Source organism: Streptacidiphilus sp. EB103A (assembly GCF_041261405.1).
Lineage (GTDB): Bacteria > Actinomycetota > Actinomycetes > Streptomycetales > Streptomycetaceae > Streptacidiphilus.
Genome location: NZ_JBGCAQ010000021.1, coordinates 97933 through 117388, shown reverse-complemented (window position 1 = coordinate 117388; position 19456 = coordinate 97933). Strand labels below are relative to the sequence as shown.

The 19456-nt window shown below is 71.1% G+C and carries 18 protein-coding genes; 6 read left to right on the top strand and 12 right to left on the bottom strand.

The window, feature by feature from the left end; translation table 11 throughout:
• Positions 1–95: 95 nt before the first annotated feature.
• Genes ABH941_RS31145 through ABH941_RS31135 form a run of 3 tightly spaced genes read right to left on the bottom strand, consistent with a single transcriptional unit; the run spans position 96 to position 3743 of the window.
• The gene (locus ABH941_RS31145) at positions 96–1037 is read right to left on the bottom strand and encodes a carbohydrate ABC transporter permease (RefSeq protein ID WP_370132911.1); all 942 of its coding nucleotides are present in this window, start codon (positions 1035–1037) and stop codon (positions 96–98) included.
• Positions 1038–1039: 2 nt separating this feature from the next.
• Positions 1040–2041, bottom strand: a complete 1002-nt coding sequence (locus tag ABH941_RS31140) for an ABC transporter permease (RefSeq protein ID WP_370132910.1) — start codon at positions 2039–2041, stop codon at positions 1040–1042.
• A gap of 31 nt (positions 2042–2072) precedes the next feature.
• On the bottom strand, positions 2073–3743 hold the full coding sequence (locus ABH941_RS31135; protein ID WP_370132909.1) for a Tat pathway signal sequence domain protein: 1671 nt from the start codon (positions 3741–3743) through the stop codon (positions 2073–2075).
• Between the two features lie 373 nt (positions 3744–4116).
• On the opposite strand from ABH941_RS31135, the gene ABH941_RS31130 reads away from it, so the two are divergent.
• Both ABH941_RS31130 and ABH941_RS31125 read left to right on the top strand, forming a co-directional pair.
• Positions 4117–7068 (top strand): glycoside hydrolase family 3 C-terminal domain-containing protein, encoded by a 2952-nt coding sequence (locus ABH941_RS31130; RefSeq protein ID WP_370132908.1) that lies wholly within the window; start codon positions 4117–4119, stop codon positions 7066–7068.
• A 121-nt stretch (positions 7069–7189) separates the two neighbouring features.
• The gene (locus ABH941_RS31125) at positions 7190–7927 is read left to right on the top strand and encodes a hypothetical protein (RefSeq protein ID WP_370132907.1); all 738 of its coding nucleotides are present in this window, start codon (positions 7190–7192) and stop codon (positions 7925–7927) included.
• A 77-nt stretch (positions 7928–8004) separates the two neighbouring features.
• Here the strand turns inward: ABH941_RS31125 and ABH941_RS31120 are convergent, their stop codons facing one another.
• The 6 genes from ABH941_RS31120 to ABH941_RS31095 all read right to left on the bottom strand — a co-directional run bounded on the left by ABH941_RS31120 (position 8005) and on the right by ABH941_RS31095 (position 13482).
• Complete coding sequence (locus ABH941_RS31120) at positions 8005–8802, bottom strand: hypothetical protein (RefSeq protein WP_370132906.1); 798 nt, start codon at positions 8800–8802, stop codon at positions 8005–8007.
• A complete protein-coding gene (locus tag ABH941_RS31115; protein ID WP_370132905.1) occupies positions 8799–9329 on the bottom strand; it encodes a SigE family RNA polymerase sigma factor in 531 nt (176 codons plus the stop codon). Before ABH941_RS31115 ends, ABH941_RS31120 begins: the two co-directional genes overlap by 4 nt.
• A 123-nt stretch (positions 9330–9452) precedes the next feature.
• Positions 9453–11777, bottom strand: coding sequence for a glycoside hydrolase N-terminal domain-containing protein (locus ABH941_RS31110; RefSeq protein ID WP_370132904.1), 2325 nt, complete (start codon positions 11775–11777; stop codon positions 9453–9455).
• 43 nt (positions 11778–11820) lie between these two features.
• Positions 11821–12405 (bottom strand): DoxX family protein, encoded by a 585-nt coding sequence (locus tag ABH941_RS31105; protein ID WP_370132903.1) that lies wholly within the window; start codon positions 12403–12405, stop codon positions 11821–11823.
• Between the two features lie 101 nt (positions 12406–12506).
• Positions 12507–13037 carry a GNAT family N-acetyltransferase gene (locus ABH941_RS31100; RefSeq protein ID WP_370132902.1) on the bottom strand — a complete coding sequence of 177 codons (531 nt, stop codon included), beginning with the start codon at positions 13035–13037 and terminating at the stop codon, positions 12507–12509.
• 22 nt (positions 13038–13059) lie between these two features.
• Positions 13060–13482: an ankyrin repeat domain-containing protein gene (locus tag ABH941_RS31095; protein WP_133997012.1), complete on the bottom strand. Its 423-nt coding sequence runs from the start codon at positions 13480–13482 to the stop codon at positions 13060–13062.
• A 394-nt stretch (positions 13483–13876) separates the two neighbouring features.
• Here ABH941_RS31095 and ABH941_RS31090 point away from each other — a divergent pair, with 394 nt between their 5' ends.
• Together ABH941_RS31090 and ABH941_RS31085 are read left to right on the top strand one after the other, a co-directional pair.
• Positions 13877–14071, top strand: coding sequence for a hypothetical protein (locus tag ABH941_RS31090; RefSeq protein ID WP_133997016.1), 195 nt, complete (start codon positions 13877–13879; stop codon positions 14069–14071).
• A 93-nt stretch (positions 14072–14164) separates the two neighbouring features.
• Entirely contained in the window at positions 14165–15808 is a 1644-nt protein-coding gene (locus ABH941_RS31085; protein ID WP_370132901.1) for a hypothetical protein, read from the top strand.
• A 77-nt stretch (positions 15809–15885) separates the two neighbouring features.
• On the opposite strand, the gene ABH941_RS31080 is transcribed toward ABH941_RS31085, so the two are convergent.
• Positions 15886–16176, bottom strand: coding sequence for a hypothetical protein (locus ABH941_RS31080; RefSeq protein WP_370132900.1), 291 nt, complete (start codon positions 16174–16176; stop codon positions 15886–15888).
• A gap of 153 nt (positions 16177–16329) precedes the next feature.
• Here ABH941_RS31080 and ABH941_RS31075 point away from each other — a divergent pair, with 153 nt between their 5' ends.
• Positions 16330–17154, top strand: a complete 825-nt coding sequence (locus ABH941_RS31075; protein WP_370132993.1) for a glycerophosphodiester phosphodiesterase — start codon at positions 16330–16332, stop codon at positions 17152–17154.
• A gap of 232 nt (positions 17155–17386) precedes the next feature.
• Entirely contained in the window at positions 17387–17761 is a 375-nt protein-coding gene (locus ABH941_RS31070; RefSeq protein WP_030249115.1) for an RNA polymerase-binding protein RbpA, read from the top strand.
• Positions 17762–17880: 119 nt separating this feature from the next.
• Here ABH941_RS31070 and fxsA read toward each other — a convergent pair whose 3' ends face one another.
• Both fxsA and ABH941_RS31060 read right to left on the bottom strand, forming a co-directional pair.
• Entirely contained in the window at positions 17881–18483 is a 603-nt protein-coding gene (fxsA, locus tag ABH941_RS31065) for an FxsA family membrane protein (RefSeq protein ID WP_370132899.1), read from the bottom strand.
• 140 nt (positions 18484–18623) lie between these two features.
• A complete protein-coding gene (locus ABH941_RS31060; protein ID WP_370132898.1) occupies positions 18624–19409 on the bottom strand; it encodes a polyprenol monophosphomannose synthase in 786 nt (261 codons plus the stop codon).
• Positions 19410–19456 lie beyond the last annotated feature (47 nt).

The following is a 19456-nucleotide window of genomic DNA, read 5'->3' as shown; positions in this document are numbered from 1 at the left end:
GCGTAGCGGTGTGCGGTGGGACCGGCCCCGTCGTACGGCTGGGGAGAGGTACGCGGGGCCGGTCCGGCTTCGGGTGGGGCCCTGGTTGTCGGGTATCAGCCCTTGACCGCGCCGGTGAGCACCCCGGTCCTGAAGTGCTTCTGCATGAAGGGGTAGACCATCAGGATCGGCACCAGGGTCAGCACCACCACGGCCATCTGCAGCGACAGCGGCGCGGTCTGGGCGTGCCCGGTGCCGTAGCCGTTGTTGACCGACCCGGGCATGTTCATCCCCTGGTTCACGTACTCCAGCAGCACGTACTGCAGCGGCCACTTCGCGCTGTCCACCGGCATGTAGAGCATCACATTGAAGAACGAGTTCCAGTAGCCGACCGCGTAGAACAGGGTGATCACGGCGGTGACGGCCTTGGAGGTGGGCAGCACCACGGACCACAGGGTGCGCCAGTCGCCCGCGCCGTCCATCTTGGCCGCGTCGATGAGCTCCGCCGAGGTGCTGGCGTAGAAGGAACGCAGCACCAGGATGTTGAAGACCGACACGGCGCTCGGCAGGATCAGCGCCCAGTACTGGCCGTAGCCGCCGAGGCCGGTGACCACCAGGTAGGTGGGGATCAGGCCGCCGCTGACGAACATGGTCAGGATCAGCACCATCAGGATGATCCGGTGCCCCATCGACCGGGACCGCGACAGCCCGTAGGCGCAGAGCACCGAGACCACCATCGAGACCAGGGTGCCGATGACGGTGACCAGCAGGCTCACCACCAGGGCCCGGGTGACCTGACTGTTGGTCAGCATCTGCCGGTAGGCGTCCAGGGTGAGTCCGTCCGGCCAGATCACCAGGCCGCCGGCCCGGCCGATGGCACCGGTGGTGGAGAGGCTGGTCAGCACCACCACCCAGAGCGGCACCAGGACCGCCGCGATCACCACGAAGAGGACCACGCCCTTGCCGGCCTGGCCGACGGCGGTGGGCGATTCCTCCCAGGGCGCACGGGCCGGGGCCTTCGAAGCGGGGTTGCGGCGCAGCCGCAGTGTCGTCGCCATGCTCATTTGCGGTACAACCCGTCCTCGCCGAAGGCGTGCGCCAGCCTGTTCGCCCCCAGGATCAGCAGCAGCGAGATGACGCTCTTGAAGAGCCCAGCCGCCGCGCCGTAGCTGTAGTTGTTGGTGGCGATGCCGTAGTAGAAGGAGAAGGTGTCCAGCACGTCCGCCGCACTGTGGCCGACGGCGTAGCGCTGGATCAGGAACTGCTCGAAGCCGACGGTGAGCGCGTTGCCCAGGCGCAGCACCAGCATCAGCACGATCACTCCGCGCAGCCCCGGCAGGGTGATGTGCCACATCCGGCGCCAGCGTCCGGCCCCGTCGACCGCCGAGGCCTCGTAGAGGTTGGTGTCGATGGCGGCCAGCGCCGCCAGGAAGACGATGATCCCCCAGCCGGCCTCCTTCCACACCGCCTGGGAGGTGATCAGCAGCGCGAAGGTGTGCGGGTTGGTCATGAAGTCCCAGGTCCCGATGGAGTGCTGGCGCAGGAAATGGTTGAGGATGCCCGCGCCGCCGATCATCTGCTGGAAGATGGTGATGGTCAGCACCCAGGAGAAGAAGTGCGGCAGGTAGACCACCGACTGCACGAAGTTGCGCAGCCGCTCGTTCATCACGGTGTTGAGCAGCAGCGCCAGCACCACCGGGATGGGGAAGAACAGCACCAGCTGGACCAGGCTGAGGAACAGCGTGTTGCGCAGCGCCCCCCAGAACAGCGGGTCCTGGAACAGCATCCGGAACTGGTCCAGGCCGGCCCAGCTGCTGTGCCAGACCCCGACCAGCGGATCGTAGTACTGGAAGGCCGTGACCAGGCCGAACAGCGGTGCGTAGTTGAAGACCAGCAGCAGCACGACAGCCGGGAGGGTCATCAGGATCAGGGACCTGTCCCGGCGCCACCTGATCCGCCAACTCAGCTTGGCGGACACCGGCCGGGTGCCGTCCTCCACTGTCTTCCGCCGGCCCCTGCGCTGTTTGGTGGCGTCGGGCTTGGTGGCGAGTGTTGCTGCCACTGGCTCTTCCTCTCTCCGCCGGGTCTGCCGACTACTGCCCGGTTCCGTACTTCGCCATGACGTTGTCCGAGTACCACTGCACCAGCTGGGTACCACCGCTGGACTTCCAGGAGGAGATCGCGGCCTGCACGTCGGACACCTTCTTGATGCCGTGGTAGCAGTCCTTGATGGTGTCCTCGACGGCCTGGGCGGCGTCCGCGGTGGCGAAGCGGGTCGGCACGGTGATGTTCATGTTGAGGAACACCGGCTTGTACACATGCTGGGAGGCGGCGGCCTGCCAGGCGGCGTAGTCCTTGGTGACCTGGTCGGCGCCCGGGTTGCTGATCACGTTGGGGCAGGTGGCCAGGAACGGGTAGGTCTGCTGCTGGACGTACTTCTTGCCCGCGTCGGTTGCGGTGGGAACGCCGTTCACCATGGTGTAGTGGGTGCCCTCGACACCGTAGTTGACCATGGTGTACTCGGCTGAGCCGAAGGGGGCGGCCAGGTAGTCGGCGACCGCGAGCAGTTCCTCTATCTGGTCCTTCTTCAGGTTGGCGTTGAAGTAGCTCACCTCGGCGGTGTTGGTGCCCAGGAACACGCCGGGGGTGGACTTGCCGTCGGCGGCGAAGACGCCGAAAGCGCCTCGGCGGTAGTTCTTGTCGGCCGCGATCCCGGCCTGGGCGTCACCGAGGTTCCACGCGCCCATACCGTCACCGGAGATCAGGACCTTGCCGGCGTAGAAGCGGGTCTTGCCGTCGTTGTTGTTGCCGGCCAGCGCGTCGGGGTGCATGTAGCCGGACTTGGCGAGCTTGTAGTGCCAGTCCAGTGCCTCGAGGATCTCCTGGGTCTCGTACTTGTGGACCAGCTTGCCGCCGGTGACGGTGAACTTGTTCGGCACCCCGAAGTAGGGGAACAGGTAGGTCCAGACGTCGTCGAAGGCCCAGACCCCGCCCTTGGCGTTGGTGAGCTCCTTGCCGAGGCTGAAGAGGTCGGCGGCGGAGGTCACCTGGTCCGCGGTGATGCCCTTGGCGCCGAGGATGTCCTGGCGGAAGTAGGTGGTACCGGCCAGCGCGAAGCCGCTGGAGAAGGAGGGGATGCCGTAGATCTTGTCCTCCCAGGCCCCGTCGGTCCAGGCCCCGGTGGGGATGGCGGCGAGGTTGGGGTACTGCTTGATGTTGTCGCCGGACAGGTACGGCGTCAGGTCGGCCAACTGGGTGCCGACCAGCTCGCCGACGTTGAAGTTGGGGTTCCACCAGGTCGGCAGTTGGATCCAGTCGGGGAGCTTCTTGGCCGCCGTCATGGTCGGGATGATGGTGGCGTAGTTGACGCCGTCGGCGGGCTTCATCGTGAGGTTGACGCCCAGGGCCTTGTTCATCGCCTGGTAGAAGGAGTTCCCCGGGTCCGGCACCGTGCCCCACAGCGGCGTGACCGCGGTGTAGCTGCCGCCCTTGCCCGGGACCCCGGAGACTGTCTTGACCTGGGTGGCCGGGTAGCTGAGGAAGCCGGGGTCGGTCATCGACCCGGCCGCCCCGCTGACCGAGGGTATGTCCGCTTTGAGCGTGCTGCTCGCGACATAGTTCGGCAGTGCGGCCTGCAGGCCCGTCTTGGTACTCGTCCCGCCCTTGCTGCTGGCGCTGCTGCCGCCGCAGGCGCTGAGCAGGGGGGCGGCTGCCGCCGCACCGGCCACAGCGGCGGCGGAGCTGAGCAGGGATCTGCGGTTCATCTGGAAGCTCATGGTGGGGCGGCCCTTCGCCTTTGAGGTCCGATGTCTGACGTTCAAGAGTCTGCGAAGCCAGGTGTTGAAGCGCTTCGACGTTGCGGTGAGACTAACGACGCGTTACCGATTCGACAAGGGGCTGAACAAACCTATTTCCGGCGACCTCTGCCGCCTGCGGATGTTTCGTCAACTCACCATCCCTGCAGGTCAAGCCGGTGCTACTGGCCGGGTCGGCAAGCTGTGTGTTCGCTGTCGGCGCCGGCCGACGGCAGTCCGGGCAACACGGTTGACACACGCCCGACCTCGTGCCACTTTCGAAACGCTTCACCACTGCGGCCGCGCCGCCCCTCTCTCTGACACCTCCCAAGGGGTTCACCACGTGAGTTCCACGTCCCTGCCCACCGAGTCGCAGCCCACCGCCGCAGCAGCCGACCAGCTCCCCTTCCGCGACCCCGCGCTACCGGTCCGCGAACGGGTCGAGGACCTGCTGGCACGGCTCACCCTGGACGAGCGCGTCGCGATGCTGCACCAGTACTCCCCCGAGGTGCCGCGTCTCGGCCTGCCCTCCTTCCGCACCGGCACCGAGACCCTGCACGGAGTCGCCTGGCTCGGCCCGGCCACCACCTTTCCGCAGGCCGTCGGCCTGGGCGCGACCTGGGACGAGGAACTGGTGCACGCGGTGGCCACCGCCACCTCGATCGAGCAGCGGGCCTTCCACTACCACCGCCCGCCCGTCGTCGGCACCGGCCGCAACAGCCTCCAGGCCTGGGCGCCGGTGGTGAACCTGCTGCGCGATCCGCGCTGGGGCCGCAACGAGGAGGGCTACTCCGAGGACCCGGTGCACTCCGCCCGGCTGGGCGACGCCTTCTGCCGCGGCATGGCCGGCGACGACCCGACCTATCTGCGCACCGCCCCGATCCTCAAGCACTTCCTCGGCTACAACAACGAGGACGACCGCTGCACCACCTCCTCCGCGCTGCGACCACGGGTGCTGCACGAGTACGACCTCGCCGCCTTCCGTCCCGCCATCGCCGGTGGCTCCGCCACCGGGGTGATGGTCTCCTACAACCTGGTCAACGGCCGCCCCTGCCACGTCAGTCCGCTGATCGAGGCGGAGCTGCGGCGCTGGGCCGAGCCGACCGGCCAGGAGCTGTTCGTCGTCAGCGACGCCGAGGCCCCGTCCAACCTGGTCGACCCCGAGCACTACTTCGACGACCACGCCGAGTCGCACGCCGCCGCGCTCAAGGCCGGCATCGACAGCTTCACCGACCACGGCGAGGACACCGCCACCACCTTCGGGCGGCTGAAGGAGGCCCTGAACCGCGGCCTGATCAGCGAGGACGACGTCGACGCCGCGGTCCGGCGGCAGCTGTCGATACGCTTCCGGCTGGGCGAGTTCGACCCGCACCTGGACCCCTACGCCGGCATCGGCTGGGACGTCGTGCACGCCCCCGAGCACCGCGCTCTGGCCCTGCGCGCCGCCACCGAGTCGATCGTGCTGCTCAAGAACGACGGCCCCGGGGAGCGCCCGCTGCTCCCGCTGACCGGCGACAGCGCCCGCAGGATCGCCGTCATCGGCCCGCTCGCCGACACCCTGTTCGAGGACTGGTACAGCGGCACCATGCCCTACCGGGTCACCGTCGCCACCGGGCTGAGCGCCGCGGTGGCCGCGCAGGGTGGCGAGGTGGTGCTGGTGGAGGGCGTGGACCGGATCGCGTTGCGCGCCGCCGGCACCGGCGCCCTGCTCACCGTCCCGCTGTTCGACCCCTCGGGACCGCTGCAGGCCGCCGACCCCGAGTCGCAGGAGCGGAGCGACGAGGCCGGGTTCGACCTCTTCGACTGGGGCAGCGGTGTTCTGACGCTGCGTAATGTCCGCACCGGACGCTATGTCAGCCTCAAGGACGAGGACCACTCGCTCGCCGCCGACCAGCTCCAGCCCAACGGCTGGGACGTGCACGAGACCTTCCGGCTGGAGCTCCAGCCGGACGGCACCGAACTGCTGCGCAACACCTACAGCGGCCGCTACGCGGTCATCGACCCGGCCACCGGTCGGGTGGTGCTGACCGCAGAGAGCCCCGAGCAGGCCGAGCGCTGGCAGCGCAGCACCGTCCGCGACGGCACCGCCGAGGCCGTCGCCGCCGCTGCCGCCGCCGACACCGCCGTCGTCGTCCTCGGCAACGACCCGCACATCAACGGCCGGGAGACCCAGGACCGCGAGGGCATCACCCTGGCCCCGGCCCAGGACGCGCTGCTGCGCGCCGTCGCCGCCGCCCGGCCGCAGACCGCGCTGCTGCTGATGAGCAGCTACCCCTACGCCGTGGACTGGGCCGAGGAGCAGCTCCCGGCGGTGGTGTGGACCTCGCACGGCGGCCAGGAGACCGGCAATGCCGTCGCCGCCGTACTGCTGGGCGCCGCCGAGCCGACCGGACGGCTGCAGCAGACCTGGTACCGGGCCGAGGACGAACTGCCCGGACGGCTGGACTACGACATCATCAAGGCCGGCTGGACCTACCAGTACCACCGCCCCGCCCCGCTGTACCCCTTCGGCCACGGCCTGTCCTACACCGGCTTCTCCTACTCCGACCTGCGGCTCTCCGCCCCGGCCACGGACCAGGACGGCTCGGTGGAGGTCGGCGTCATCCTGGTCAACACCGGGGAGCGCGAGGGCACCGAGACCGTGCAGCTCTACGCCCGCGCCCTCGGCGCCCGCTACCAGGCCCCCCGGCTCAAGCTGGTCGACTTCGCCAAGGCCCGGCTCGCGGCCGGCGAGAGCCGCGAGCTGCGCTTCACCCTGCCCGCCTCGGCCCTGGCCCACTGGGACGTGGTCACCGGCGGCTTCACCACCGACCCCGGCGACTACGAGCTGCTGGTCGGCCACAGCTCCGAGGCCATCGCGCTGACCGCACAGCTCAGCGTCACCGGCCCGGCCCCCGAACCCCGCACCGCCGTCAACCGGCGCATCCTGGCCGCCGATTTCGACGACTACACGGACATGACCCTGGTCGACGCCGACCGCACCGACGGCGACGCGCTCACCCCCGCGCCGGGCGACACCGGCTCACTGGTGTTCCACCGCACCGCGCTGGACGGCGCGACCGGGCTGCGGGCCGAGGTGTCCCGCACCGCCCCCGGCGAGGCCCTGCTCGAACTGTGGGCCGGGGCCCCCGGTTCCGGCCTCCGGCTGGCCGCCGTCGCCGTCCCGGCCACCGGCGGCCGCTACGCGTGGACCACCGTCGAGGCGCCGCTCGCCCAGCGGCTCGACGGCGTGCACGACCTGCACCTGGTGCTGACCGGCGAGCAGCGCCTGGCGGCCTTCACCCTCACCGGGTGACCCCTGGTTCCGGAACCGTGGGAGGTGCCTCCCCCCGGTCCCGGCGGGCCGCCCGCCTCTGAGGGTGGGCGGGCGGCCCCTTTCCACCCACCCATGCGTGACCGAATTCGAGGGAGAATTCATGCGCATCCCCACCCGCACCACCACCCGTACGAGCCGGACGAGCCGCGCCACCCGCGCGGGCCTGTCGCTGGTCGCGGCGGCCTCGGCGCTGATGCTGACGGCCACCGACGCCAGCGCGGCGACGTACACCTCCTCCGACCGCTGGGCCTCCTACACCAGCGGCAGCTACACCATCTACAACGACGAGTGGGGCAGCGGCTACGGCTCGCAGACCCTGTGGGCCAACTCCTACGCCAACTGGGGCGTCAGCTCCACCCAGCCCTCCACCTCCGGGGTCAAGGCCTACGCCAACGTCAGCCGCAGCTTCGGCACCGCGCTGAACTCGCTGTCCAGCGCCACCAGCACGTTCGCCACCACCCTGCCGAGCACCGGCAACTGGGAGTCGGCGTACGACATCTGGCTGAACGGCAGCTCGGTCGAGGTGATGCTGTGGATGGACAGGAGCGGCAACGTGGGACCGCTGGGCTCCTCCGTCGGCACCCTCACCCTGGACGGGAAGACCTGGACGGTCTACTCCGGCAACAACGGCTCCAACCCGGTGTACTCGTTCGTGCTCAGCTCGAACGTGACCTCGGGGACGGTGAACATCCTCGACATCCTGAAGTGGATGCAGAACAGCAAGGGCTACGTCAGCAACCCCACGCTGTCCACGGTCCAGTTCGGCTTCGAGATCAGCGGGACCGGCAACACCGCGCAGAGCTTCGCCGTCACCAACTACTCGGCGTCGGCCTCCTGACGCGACAGCAGCAGTGAACGCACGGGGCCCGGCTCTGACGAGAGCCGGGCCCCGTGCGGAGCGACGCACGTCCGGGGTCAGCGGAACCAGACCGGATTCTCGGTGAAGGCGAGCAGTTGCGCCCGGTCCAGCGGCGGGGTCGCCCAGCCGGGCCCGAAGCTGGTGCTCCGCAGGCCACCGGTTCCGGCCATGGCGTCGACGGAGATGAACCGGCCGTCCGGGTAGGACACCGAGACGGTGTTGACGACCCCTGCGGCCCGGGCCCACGCTCCTGCGGGTTCGGTCGTCTCGATCACCTGGACACCACCGGGGAGGTTGGTCTCCTTGCAGTTCCACGCTGGGGGAGTCTCATTGCACACCGCGCTGATGTCCCCGCCCATGTAGGCCTGTACCGGCCTGGCCTTGGGATCGTAGGACTGGATGACCACGGCGGCGGTCCGACCGTTCCTGACGATCAGGTAGGTGCCGGCCAACCGGGACTTCGGCCAGACCTTGATGGTCATACCCGGCGGTGGGGGTGTGGGAGCTTCGTCCTTGATCTTGACGGTTCTGCCGCTTCCGGCCGGAAGCAGGCCGGCGACCACGGATGCGGGATCGACGGCGGGCCGCGTCGCGTGCGTCGAAGCCGCCGGGGGCGCGGTCAGCGTCGCCGGGCCCGGTTTCCGGTCGGTAGCGCCGTTCGCCACCTGAGGGAGGAGCACGGCGAGGCCCGCGACCGTCGCGAGTCCCGCGGCCGATGCCGCCACCGCCACGGACCGGCGGCGGCGCTGCCGGCGCGACACCTGCGCCAGCACGCTCTCGGTGATGTCCTCGCCGGGCAGGAGCAGCCCTTCCAATGCCTTGTCCATCAGTTCCCTCACTGTGTAGTCCGTCATCGGATGACTCCGCGCATGTCGGCCAGATCCTCGTCCACGACACTTCCCACCAGGTCGCCCAGGGCCGCGCGGAGCACCGTCAGCCCGCGCGCGGTCTGGCTCTTCACCGTTCCCTCGCTCACCCCGAGCAGATCCGCGGTCGCCTGCACGCTCTGGTCCTCGAAGAAGCGCAGGACCAGCACCGCCCGCTGACGCGGGGCCAGGCGTTGCAATGCCACCCGCACCGCCATCCCCAAGTCGGCGTCAGCGACCAGGTCCGGGGCGTCCGGAAGTTCCCCATGCGGGCGTTCCCGGTTCCACAGCCGTTTTCGCGAAGCGATGAAGGTGTTGACCAAGGTGCGGCGCGCATAGGCGTCGAGGTGATCGATACGGCGACGTCCCCGACTGGCCAGCACCACCTTGATCAGCGTGCTCTGGACCAGGTCCTCAGCCGCATGGGCGTCGCCGCACATGAGGTAGGCGGAGCGCAGCAGCGCACCGCGCCGGTGACTGAGGAACTCACGAAGCTCCGGATCGTCACTGTGCACCGCTCTGTCCCCCGTCGCCGTCGTTCCTGCTTCTATCCCTATGGATGGGGTGGCCCGGTCGGCGGGTTGGCGGTTGCCGGGAAGTTTCTCGTCAGCGGGCCGCAGGGTGCCGTGTGCCGACGTTCACAGACCTGGTTCGCAGCCCATCTGATCCACCGTCAGCCTCCGCTCCCGCGGCACCCCTTCGGCGTCGCGCCAGCGCAGCCGCAGCGCCGTCGCCCGGTCCGCGACCAGCCGCACCGCGACCGGTACGCCGTCGCTCCAGCTGAGCCGTTCCACGGTGACCCCGCCCCGGGCGCGCAGTCCGCCCACCTCGCCGGAGGGCCAGGCCGGCGGCAGCGCCGGCAGCAGATCCACCGCGCCGTCGTGGGACTGCAGCAGCATCTCGGCGATGCCCGCGACCGCACCGAGGTTGCCGTCGATCTGGAACGGCGGATGCGCGCAGAGCAGCGACTCGTACACCCCGCCGGCGTCGCCACCGTCCGCGCCGACGGGTCGCAGCATCACCCCGAGCAGCCGGTGGGCTGACGCACCGTCACCGAGCCTGGCCCACAGGCCGATCTTCCAGGCGGTCGACCAGCCGGTGCCCTCGTCGCCGCGTGCCTCCAGGCTGCGGCGGGCCGCCTCGCGCAGGCCGTGGTCGGTGAGGCTGCGCCCCGGGTACACCCCGAGCAGATGTGAGAGATGACGGTGCTGCGGCTCGGTCTCCTCCCGCTCCACATGCCACTCCAGCAGCCGGCCCCGCGAGTCGGTGCGCAGCGGGCGCAGCCGCGGCAGCGTGGCCCGGATCCGCTCCAGCAACCGGGAGTCGGCGCTCTTCCCGGCCGCCTCCGCCGAATCCAGCAGAAACCCGAAGAGTTCGCGCAGCAGCGTTCCGTCCATGGTCGTGGACAGGTCGACCGAGGCCGGCCCGTCCGGGGTGGCGAACCGGTTCTCCGGGGACGTGGCCGGGCCGGTGACCAGGAAGCCCTCCTCGTCCTCGGTCAGCAGGTCCAGGGCGAAGCGGGCCGCCCCCGCCGCCACCGGCCAGGCCGTCCCGCGCAGGAACTCCTCGTCGCGGCCGAACTCCCAGCGCTCGGCCAAGTGCAGTGCCAGCCAGAGCCCGCCCATCGGCCACTGCGACCACATCGGATCGCCGTGGCCCTCGCCGACCGGCCAACTGCCGCGCCAGAGGTCGGTGTTGTGGTGGCAGGCCCAGCCGTCCGCGCCGTAGAGGCCGACCGCGACCCCGCGACCGGCGTCGGCGAGGTCCGCGACCAGGCGCAGCAGCGGCTCATGACACTCGGGCAGGGCGGTGGTCTCGGCGGCCCAGTAGTTCATCTGGGTGTTGATGTTGACCGTGTAGTCGCAGTTCCAGGGCGGGGTGACCTGGTCGTTCCACAACCCCTGCAGATGCGCGGGCTGCGCCAGCGGTCCGGGGCGGGAGGAGGCGAGCAGCAGATAGCGGCCGAAGTCGAACAGCAGCGGCGCGAGCTGCTCGTCCGCCGCCCCGGACGCCCGGGCGTGCAGCCGCGCGTCGAGCGGGAGCTCGCTGCTCCCGGGGGCGTGCAGCCGCAGCCGTACCCGGTCCATCCGCTCCGCGTGCTCGGCGCAGTGCTCGGCGCGCAGCTCGGTCCAGGAGCGTGCGTACGCGGCCTCGATCGCCGCCGCGGCCGACTCCAGGCACTGCTCCTGGTCGCGGACCGGTTCCCGGTCCCAGCCCTCGAAGCCGGTGCGCGCGTCGATGAACAGGGTCAGCGCCCGGACTCCGCGCAGCAGCAGCCGCTGCCCCAGCGGTTCGACGGCGCCGCCGCCCTCGACCCGCACCCGGGCCAGTGCGGCCGCGCGCAGCGCGTGGTCCTCGTGCTCGATCACCGGCTGCCAGTCCGCGTCCTGGCCGATCCGGGACGGCGCGGTGAGCAGCAGCGCGAGCCCGTCGGCGCCCCAGCTCCTGACCGCCTGCCGCAGTTGCGGGCTCTCCCAGCCGAGTTCGCCGTCCAGACCCCGGGGGTCGTCGCTCTCCAGCCGGACCAGCAGCAGCCCGGTGCCGGCGCTCGCCAGCACCTCCTGCCGGCCCCGGCCCCAGCCCGACCGGGCCACCCCCTCACGCAGCGTCAGTTCGCGGCCGTGATACTCCCCCTGATCGTCCATCAACTTCAGGACCAGGTCGCCGACCGGCTGGAACGCCTCGGCCGACCGCCCCTGTGCGGACTGAAGCAGACGTCCGGCCTCGGTGAAGCGCCCGGCCCGCAAGGTCTCGCGGACCGTCCCGAGCAGTCCGGCGGGCACCTGCGGCGGCTCCGCCCGTCGGGGCCCGGACCAGAAGGTCTCCTCGTTGACGGACCAGCGGCACTCGCCCGGCTCCCCCCACACCATGGCGCCGAGCCGTCCGTTCCCCACCGGGAAGCCCTCGACCCAGCGCCGCGCCGGCCGCTCGAACCACATCGGCGAATCGCCGAACCGCCCCATGGACACACCTGTCCCTCAGCATCAGCTCCCCAGCCGCGGACGATCATGCCACACCGGTGGGACCCTCCGGCTCGGTCGGCTCATCCTGTCCCGACTCCGCCGACGCCGGGGCGGCCGCGTCCGCAGCGACGGCAGCCGTACGGCGGCTGACCACAGCGGCGGCCGCGGTCGCGCTCATCGCGAAGGCCAGCAGCACGGTCACCGACTTGTCCAGCCGGTGGCAGGTGAGGTGGTCCAGCGAGTAGCGCCCGGGACCGGCGAGCCCGAGACCGGCGGCCGCGAAGCCGAGGAAGGCCGGGTACTCGTAGCCGCCGCCGTGGGCGAAGAAGCCCGAGGGCGCGTGCACGGCCACCGCTCCCGCCATCGCCCCGGCCGCGGCCGCCCCCGCCGCCGGGGTGGCCAGTCCCAGCGCGAGCAGCGCGCCGCCACCGGCCTCACCGAGACCGGCCGCGATCGCGCTGGGCCGTCCGGGCCTGAAGCCCATGTGCTCCATGGCCTGGGTGGTGCCCTCGATCCCGCCGCCGCCGAACCAGCCGAGGAGCTTCTGCGCGCCATGGGCGAAGAGCACTCCGCCAGTGCCCAGGCGCAGTACCAGCAGTCCGAAGTCCTTGCGGTCGATGAGGTGCATGGGGCGGCCCTTCCGGCGACGGGGGATTTCTCCCCAGTCTGCTGGGACCCGGCCGTCCGCGCGCGCCGCCGTACCTCCTGACGGGCTAACGACCCGACGGACTACCGACCCGGGGACCCGACGGACTGACGGGCAGTCGGCAGCGCCGGCACGGTGATCGCCTTGGCCAGGCAGACGCTCATCGGATGCTCGCGGTAGACGCCGAACTTCTCCGTGGGCAGGTAGCCCTCCGAGGCGTAGAGCGCCAGCGCCTCGGGCTGCTCGGTGCCGGTCTCCAGGACCAGCCGCCGCCGCCCGGCCCGCCGGGCCTCCTGCTCCAGGAACCGCAGCATGGCCCGGGCCAGACCGCGCCCCCGGGCGGACGGCACCGTGTACATCCGCTTCAGCTCGGCATCGCCGTCGGCGAGACCTGGTTCGTCCGCCTCCGCCTCGCGGGCGCGCCAGGCCCCCGTACCCACCGCGCGCCCGTCAACGTCGTACACCACCGCGAACAGGCCCTGCGGCGGGTCGAACTCGGCGGGGTCGACCGGGGTCACGTCGACGTCGCCGTAGCGGCGCACGTACTCCTGCTGGACCTCGGCTATCAGGCGCTGCGCGTCGGGGTGGGCATAGCCCACGAGTCGAATGTCCATCCAAGGATGGTAACCGGGCCGCTCAGAGCGCTGTGAACCGCTCCACCAGCGCCGTCCGTCCGAACATCTCCGCGGTGGCCGCCGCCGAGGGCTGGCCCGCGTGCGGGTCGGCGCCACCGGCCAGCAGCGCCTCTATCACCGCGTCCTCGCCCTTGAACACGGCGCCGGCCAGCGGGGTCTGCCCGCGGTCGTTGGCGCGGTTGGCGTCCGCGCCCCGCTCCAGCAGGGTCCGCACCGCCTCGGCATGGCCGTGGTAGGCGGCGAGCATCACCAGGGTGTCGCCCCGGTCGTTGCAGAGGTCCGCGGGCGCGCCGGCGTCCACATAGGCCGCCAGCGCGGGGGCGTCGCCCGCTCTGGCCGCATCGAAGACCCTCGCGGCCAGCTCGACCAGCTCGGGATCCACCGCGCCGCCGTCCACCGCGCCACCGTCCACAGGCTCGTTCATACCGGTACTCCTCGGTCGTCGTTCCAGGCGCGCACGACAGTGCGAGCGACGACGCCATTCTGCCGGGTCCGGACGATTCGCACGCCTTTCCCGCCGTCCCACCATGCGAGCAGATCCGGGGGTGTCGCCACCCGAACGGGCGAACATCCAGCGCGCCGCACATAACCGGGCCGGAGCGACGGACAGCATCAGCTCCGGAGCGGCAATGCGCAGCTCAGGCGGCCGTTTGGTTGCGGCCTCAGAGAGAATCCACCCATTTGCGCCTATCCATCATCTATTACTTTTTGTCACCATAAGGGTGCTCAATGTGATCGGATTCTGACTGAAACCCCGCCATCCCACGGCGTCGTCCAGACACCCCGACACCCCGTCCCCGCACTACGAGGAGCCCACCGTGATCCTCTCCATCTCCGGAGTAGTCCTGCTCGGCATCATCGCCTTCCTGTTCTTCCGCAAGGACGGCATGAAGATCTCGCATGCAGTGGTCTGTGCGCTGTTCGGCTTCTACCTGGCAGGGACCGCCATCGCCCCGAGCATCAAGGCCGGCGGCGCCAGCCTGGCCAGCCTGCTCGGCGGCATCAAGTTCTGACCGCTCCCCCGCTCCCCGCTCCCCCACCCCCTCATCCCCGTCGTCCCCACCGCCGAAGCGCGCCCCTGCCTGCCCCTTGCCGGAGAGACACCGATGACCCTGAACGAACACCTCACCCGGGGGCGCGAGTTCGCACGCACCGCCGGCGACCACGCCGCCGACATGTTCGGTCCGCTGATCACCATCGGCCGCGGCCTGCGCTCGCACGGCCGCTGGACCAGGAACTGGTGGGGCAATCTGCCCAAGGACCGCCGCGGTCCGGCCGTGCTGCTCGGCATCGCCGTGCTGGCCGCCGTGGCCCTGCTTCCCTACGGCCCGTTCCTCGCCCTGCTGACCCTGATGGGAAGCGCGGCCTGGTCGGGCCGCGACCGTTCCCCGGCCCCCGAGCCCGCGCCGGACACCAGCCAGCTGAAGCTGGGCGCCATCTACACCGCGCTCACCCCCTACCTGGTGCACGAGTCCGACCCCAACCCGCTGTACAGCCACGGCGGCGACTTCAAGGACGCCTTCAACTCCTGGGAGTTCGATGGCGAGGGCCGGCTGGCCGCCCTGGACCTGCGCTACCCCGCCTACTTCACCGACACCGAGCCGCACGCCCGGGCCCGGATCGAGCACGTGGTCCACAGCAAGGCCGGCCGCAGCCGCGAGTACCGCTTCACCTGGGACGAGGAGACCAACCACCTCCAGGTAGCCGCGCTGACCCCGCTGCCCACCGACATCACCGCCCAGCCCTATGTCACCGCCAACGGCGAGGTCGTGCTCGGGTTCACCGACACCGCCAGCACCAACCGGATGATCCCGGTGCGCCAGGGCTCCGGCACCGCGCACCAGCCCCCGGTGCTCTGGCGGACCGGCTCCCGTTCCAGCGAGCCGCACCTGCTGGCGCTGGGCACCCACGGCCACGGCACCTCCACCCTGCTGCGCTCGCTGGCCCTGCAGGTGCTGCCGCACGGCGACATCGTCGTCATCGACGGCGCCGGCACCGGCGAGCACGCCTGCCTGGTCGGACGCCCCGGCGTGCACACCGTGGAGACCAGCCTGCACGGCGCGCTGGCCGCACTGGAGTGGGCCATGCACGAGACCCAGCGCCGGCTGGACGCCCACAACCTGGCCAAGCGCACCGGCGAGGCGCCGCCCGCCGACACCGTCCGTCCGCTGTGGCTGCTGCTGGACCACCCGGCCGAGCTGAGCGAGCTGGCCCAGGCCGAGGACCGCCCCGACCCGCAGGACCTGCTGGAGTTCCCGCTGCGGCACGGCCGCACCGCACATGTCACCGTCGTGGTCGCGGACCACCTGGACGCGCTGGACCGGATCAAGCCGACGGTACGGTCGGCCACCCGCGCCCGGGTGGTCCTGGGCGCGCTGGACCCCGACCTCGCTCCAGAGGCCCTCGGCGTACCGCTGGACATCACCCCCTCCAGCCACACCCCGGCCGGACGCGGCTACGCCAGGCTCGGCACCAACCCGCCGGTGCGGATCCAGGTCCCGGCGGCGCCGGACCCACTGGACGAGGAGACCCCGCCGGACCAGCGCGACGCCGTGATCGCGCTGCTTCCGCACGCCGACAGCCGCACCGAGGCCCCGGCTGCGCCGATCCTCACCAAGATGCCGCCCCCGGTACCGGCCGCCCTGGACCAGGACCGTCCCGCACCCGCCCCGGAGACCCCCGAGGAGCGCACCGGCGAGATCACCCAGCCCATCACTCAGCCCATCACCAGGGCCCTGCCGCTGCTCTGACCCCCACTCACCCAGCGCTCACACACCGTCCAGAACACACCGCTCGGACCCCGGCCGACCCGCCGGGGTCCGTTCGGTCACGCCGCCGCCATCCGCTCGTCGGCCCGCGCCGCCGCCGACAGGGCCTGTATCGTCGCCGCCCAGTGGTGGTCCTCGATCGCATCGGCCATCAGCGGATGCTCGCGGACGGCGCGCAGCGCCTGATCGTGCGCCGCGCGCAGCCGGCGGTACTCCTCCTGCCGGGGCAGCGGCCACTGCGCCACCGGGCTGTCCGGGCCCGCCAGCACGAAGGCGCGTGAGGCCTCCTCACAGGCCCAGACCTGACGTTGGGCACGGAGGAGCTCCTGGGGAAACCTGCTCACCGACATGGCACAGAGTCTCGCAGCAGGGACTGACAACCAGCCATGAAGAGCATGAACATCGACTGAGGATCCATCAGTGACCTCCCTCACAGTGCTCCCGGCGACATACTGGGGCAGCTTCGCACCGGACCGTTGGAGCACCCTGTGACCAGCCGACGCCTGCCGCGCCACCCCTTCCTGGACCATCCGGGACCCCTGGCGTTCGCCCATCGCGGCGGCGCCCTGGGCGGCCCGGAGAACTCCATGGCGGCCTTCGCCCGAGCGGTCCGCCTCGGCTACCGCTATCTGGAGACGGACGTCCACGCCACCGCCGACGGCGTCCTGGTCGCCTTCCACGACAGCCGCCTGGAACGCGTCACCGACAGCGCCGGCGCCATCGCCTCGCTGCCCTGGCGCACCGTCGCGGCGGCCCGCATCGCCGGCCGCGAGCCGATCCCGCGCCTGGACGAGCTGCTCGCCGCCTTCCCGGAGGCCCGCTTCAGCATCGACGTCAAGGCGGCCGGCGCGGTCCGGCCGCTGGCCGACACCATCCGCAGGACCGCCGCCTGGGACCGGGTCTGCGTCGGCTCCTTCTCGGACGGACGGCTGGCCGCGGTCCGCGCCGCCGCCGGACCCCGGCTGGCCGTCGCGCTGTCCCCGCGCGGGGTGCTGGGCCTGCGGCTGCGCTCGCTCACCGGCCCGGTCCCGGTGGACCGGCTGCTCGGGGCCGCCGCCCGCAGGCAGACGGTCTGCGTCCAGGTCCCGGTGCGCTGGCCCGCCTCCGGGGTGCCGGTGGTCGACCGGCCGTTCCTGAGCGCGGCCCACGGCCTGGGCCTCCAGGTCCATGTCTGGACCGTCGACCGGGCCGAGGAGATGCACGCGCTGCTGGACCTCGGCGTGGACGGGATCATGGCGGACCGGGTCGACGTCCTGCGCGAGGTACTGATCGAACGCGGCGCCTGGCCCGGGCAGCCCGGGCCGGTCCCGGTCGGAGGCGGCCGGTAGTGTACGCCGGGAAATCCACGCCGGCACCGTGACCGCACGCAAAATGTCGGCAACTGAGGGTGATATTCACGCATGGATGTGACAATTCGGGCAGGCGTGGGTACAAACAGGGGCGGCACGACGGAAGACGTATCTCCCGAACGGGAATCTTCGACGGTTGCCGCACGTTGCACCAACCGACGAAGACAGCGACATCCAGTCCTGTGGGCCATAAGCCCGGGAGGCACGATTCATGAGTGAGCGAGCTCTCCGCGGCACGCGACTCGGGGCCACCAGCTACGAGACCGACCGCGGCATCGACCTGGCCCCGCGCCAGACCGTCGAGTACGCATGTACGAACGGACACCGGTTCGAGGTTCCGTTCTCCGTAGAGGCCGAGATCCCGACCGTGTGGGAGTGCCGCTTCTGCGGCAGCGAGGCACTACTGCTCGACGGCGACGAACCTGAGGAAAAGAAGGCCAAGCCCGCCCGTACGCATTGGGACATGCTGATGGAGCGGCGTACCCGTGAGGAATTGGAGGAGGTGCTCGCCGAACGGCTCGCAGTCCTGCGGTCCGGCGGAATGAACATCGCCGTCCACCCCCGCGACAACCGCAAGTCCGCCTGACCCAGCAAGGGCGGCACGGCAGGGCCCGGGTCGCAGCGCCACCACCAGGTGCTGTGTCCCGGGCCCTGCCGTGCGTCGCCGCACCTAGGGGCGCGCGCGACCAGCCGGCTACTGCAGTCCTAGTGCAACTGATCCCGGGAACCGCCGTACCCGTGAGGGTCGTCCCGCTTGCGCAGCGGGTCCTCGGCCGGGTCGACCACCTCGCCGACGACGACCTCGCCCGGGACGACCTTGCCGTCGGGCCGGTGGATCCGCAGCTGCTCCTGGAGCAGGAAGGCGTCGCCCAGCGGGGTGCCGGCCCGGCGCAGCCAGCGCTCCGGGACCCGTCGCAGCAGCGCTGCGGTGGGCGGGAACAGGCAGGCCAGGCCCAGCAGGTCGGAGAGGATGCCCGGGAGCACCAGCAGCAGCCCTCCGGCGATGGTGACGGCGGTACGGGTCTCACTGGTGACCGGGTCGCCGCCATCGGCCGGGTAGACCCCGCCGCGCATGCTCGCCGCGGTGGCCCGGAACGCCCGCAGGCCCGCGCGCTTGACCACCCAGCCGCCCAGCAGCGCCGAGGCGACCAGGTAGCCGAACACGCCGAGGCCGCCGATCAACCCGGCCAGCCCGATCAGCAGCCAGATCTCCAGCACCACCCAGGCGGCGACCGCCAGCGGGAGGTACCGGCGCAGTCCGCGCGGGCGGGGGCGAACCGCCCCGGTGTCGGGTCCTGCCTGGCTCACGGCGCATTCCACTTCTGTTGGGTTCGCCTACTGATACACCCTGGTCAACGCGCGGGCCGGGGCGCTCGTTCCGCCGGTGACCCGCTGCTGCCGACCAGGGTGCGGCGTCCTAGTGTGCCAGTCCTACTGTTCGGTGCCGCTCACGCCTCGCGGTCGGGGTTGGGTGCCGGGATGCGGCCGAGGCGGCTGTTGACGCCCCACGAGGTCACCCGACCCAGGGCCTCGACGACGATCTTGTTGCTCATCTTGCTGGCGCCGAACTCGCGCTCGACGAAGGTGATGGGCACCTCGGTGACCTTGAAGCCGGCCCGCACCGCGCGCCAGGCCAGGTCGACCTGGAAGCAGTAGCCCTGCGAGGCGACCTCGCTCATGCCCAGGCCCAGCAGGGTCTGCTTGCGGAAGGCCCGGTAGCCGCCGGTGACGTCGCGGATCGGCACCCGCAGCATCAGCCGCGAGTACAGGCTGCCGCCGCGGGAGAGGATCTCGCGGCTCTTGGGCCAGTTGACGACCGAGCCGCCCTCGACCCAGCGCGATCCCAGTACCAGGTCGGCACCGCGCAGCGCGCCCAGCAGCCGGGGCAGCTGCTCCGGCTGGTGCGAGCCGTCGGCGTCCATCTCCACCAGGACGTCGTAGCCGTTGTCGATGCCCCAGCGGAAGCCCGCCAGATAGGCGGCGCCCAGGCCCTCCTTGCCCTTGCGGTGCAGCACCTGGAGGTTGGGGTCCGAGCCGGCCAGCTCGTCGGCGGCCCGGCCGGTCCCGTCCGGGCTGTTGTCATCGGCGACCAGGATGTGGGCCTCGGGCACGGCGGCGCGCACCCGGGACGTGATCCGCCCGATGTTCTCGATCTCGTTGTACGTCGGGATGATCACCAGGATCTTGCCCAGGTCACCGAAGGTCTCGTTGACCTCAGTGGTGCTGTCCGTCACGGACCGGCCCCTTTGTCAGCAGCGTCATTGTTCGCATGGGTTCGAGT

What these genes read in the sequence shown, in the direction of transcription:
- ABH941_RS31145 (WP_370132911.1), bottom strand. Translation starts at nt 1,037, where the DNA reads ATGGCGACGACACTGCGGCTGCGCCGCAACCCCGCTTCGAAGGCCCCG.
- ABH941_RS31135 (WP_370132909.1), bottom strand. Translation starts at nt 3,743, where the DNA reads ATGAACCGCAGATCCCTGCTCAGCTCCGCCGCCGCTGTGGCCGGTGCG.
- ABH941_RS31125 (WP_370132907.1), top strand. Translation starts at nt 7,190, where the DNA reads ATGCGCATCCCCACCCGCACCACCACCCGTACGAGCCGGACGAGCCGC.
- ABH941_RS31120 (WP_370132906.1), bottom strand. Translation starts at nt 8,802, where the DNA reads ATGACGGACTACACAGTGAGGGAACTGATGGACAAGGCATTGGAAGGG.
- ABH941_RS31110 (WP_370132904.1), bottom strand. Translation starts at nt 11,777, where the DNA reads ATGGGGCGGTTCGGCGATTCGCCGATGTGGTTCGAGCGGCCGGCGCGG.
- ABH941_RS31105 (WP_370132903.1), bottom strand. Translation starts at nt 12,405, where the DNA reads ATGCACCTCATCGACCGCAAGGACTTCGGACTGCTGGTACTGCGCCTG.
- ABH941_RS31100 (WP_370132902.1), bottom strand. Translation starts at nt 13,037, where the DNA reads ATGGACATTCGACTCGTGGGCTATGCCCACCCCGACGCGCAGCGCCTG.
- ABH941_RS31095 (WP_133997012.1), bottom strand. Translation starts at nt 13,482, where the DNA reads ATGAACGAGCCTGTGGACGGTGGCGCGGTGGACGGCGGCGCGGTGGAT.
- ABH941_RS31085 (WP_370132901.1), top strand. Translation starts at nt 14,165, where the DNA reads ATGACCCTGAACGAACACCTCACCCGGGGGCGCGAGTTCGCACGCACC.
- ABH941_RS31080 (WP_370132900.1), bottom strand. Translation starts at nt 16,176, where the DNA reads ATGTCGGTGAGCAGGTTTCCCCAGGAGCTCCTCCGTGCCCAACGTCAG.
- ABH941_RS31070 (WP_030249115.1), top strand. Translation starts at nt 17,387, where the DNA reads ATGAGTGAGCGAGCTCTCCGCGGCACGCGACTCGGGGCCACCAGCTAC.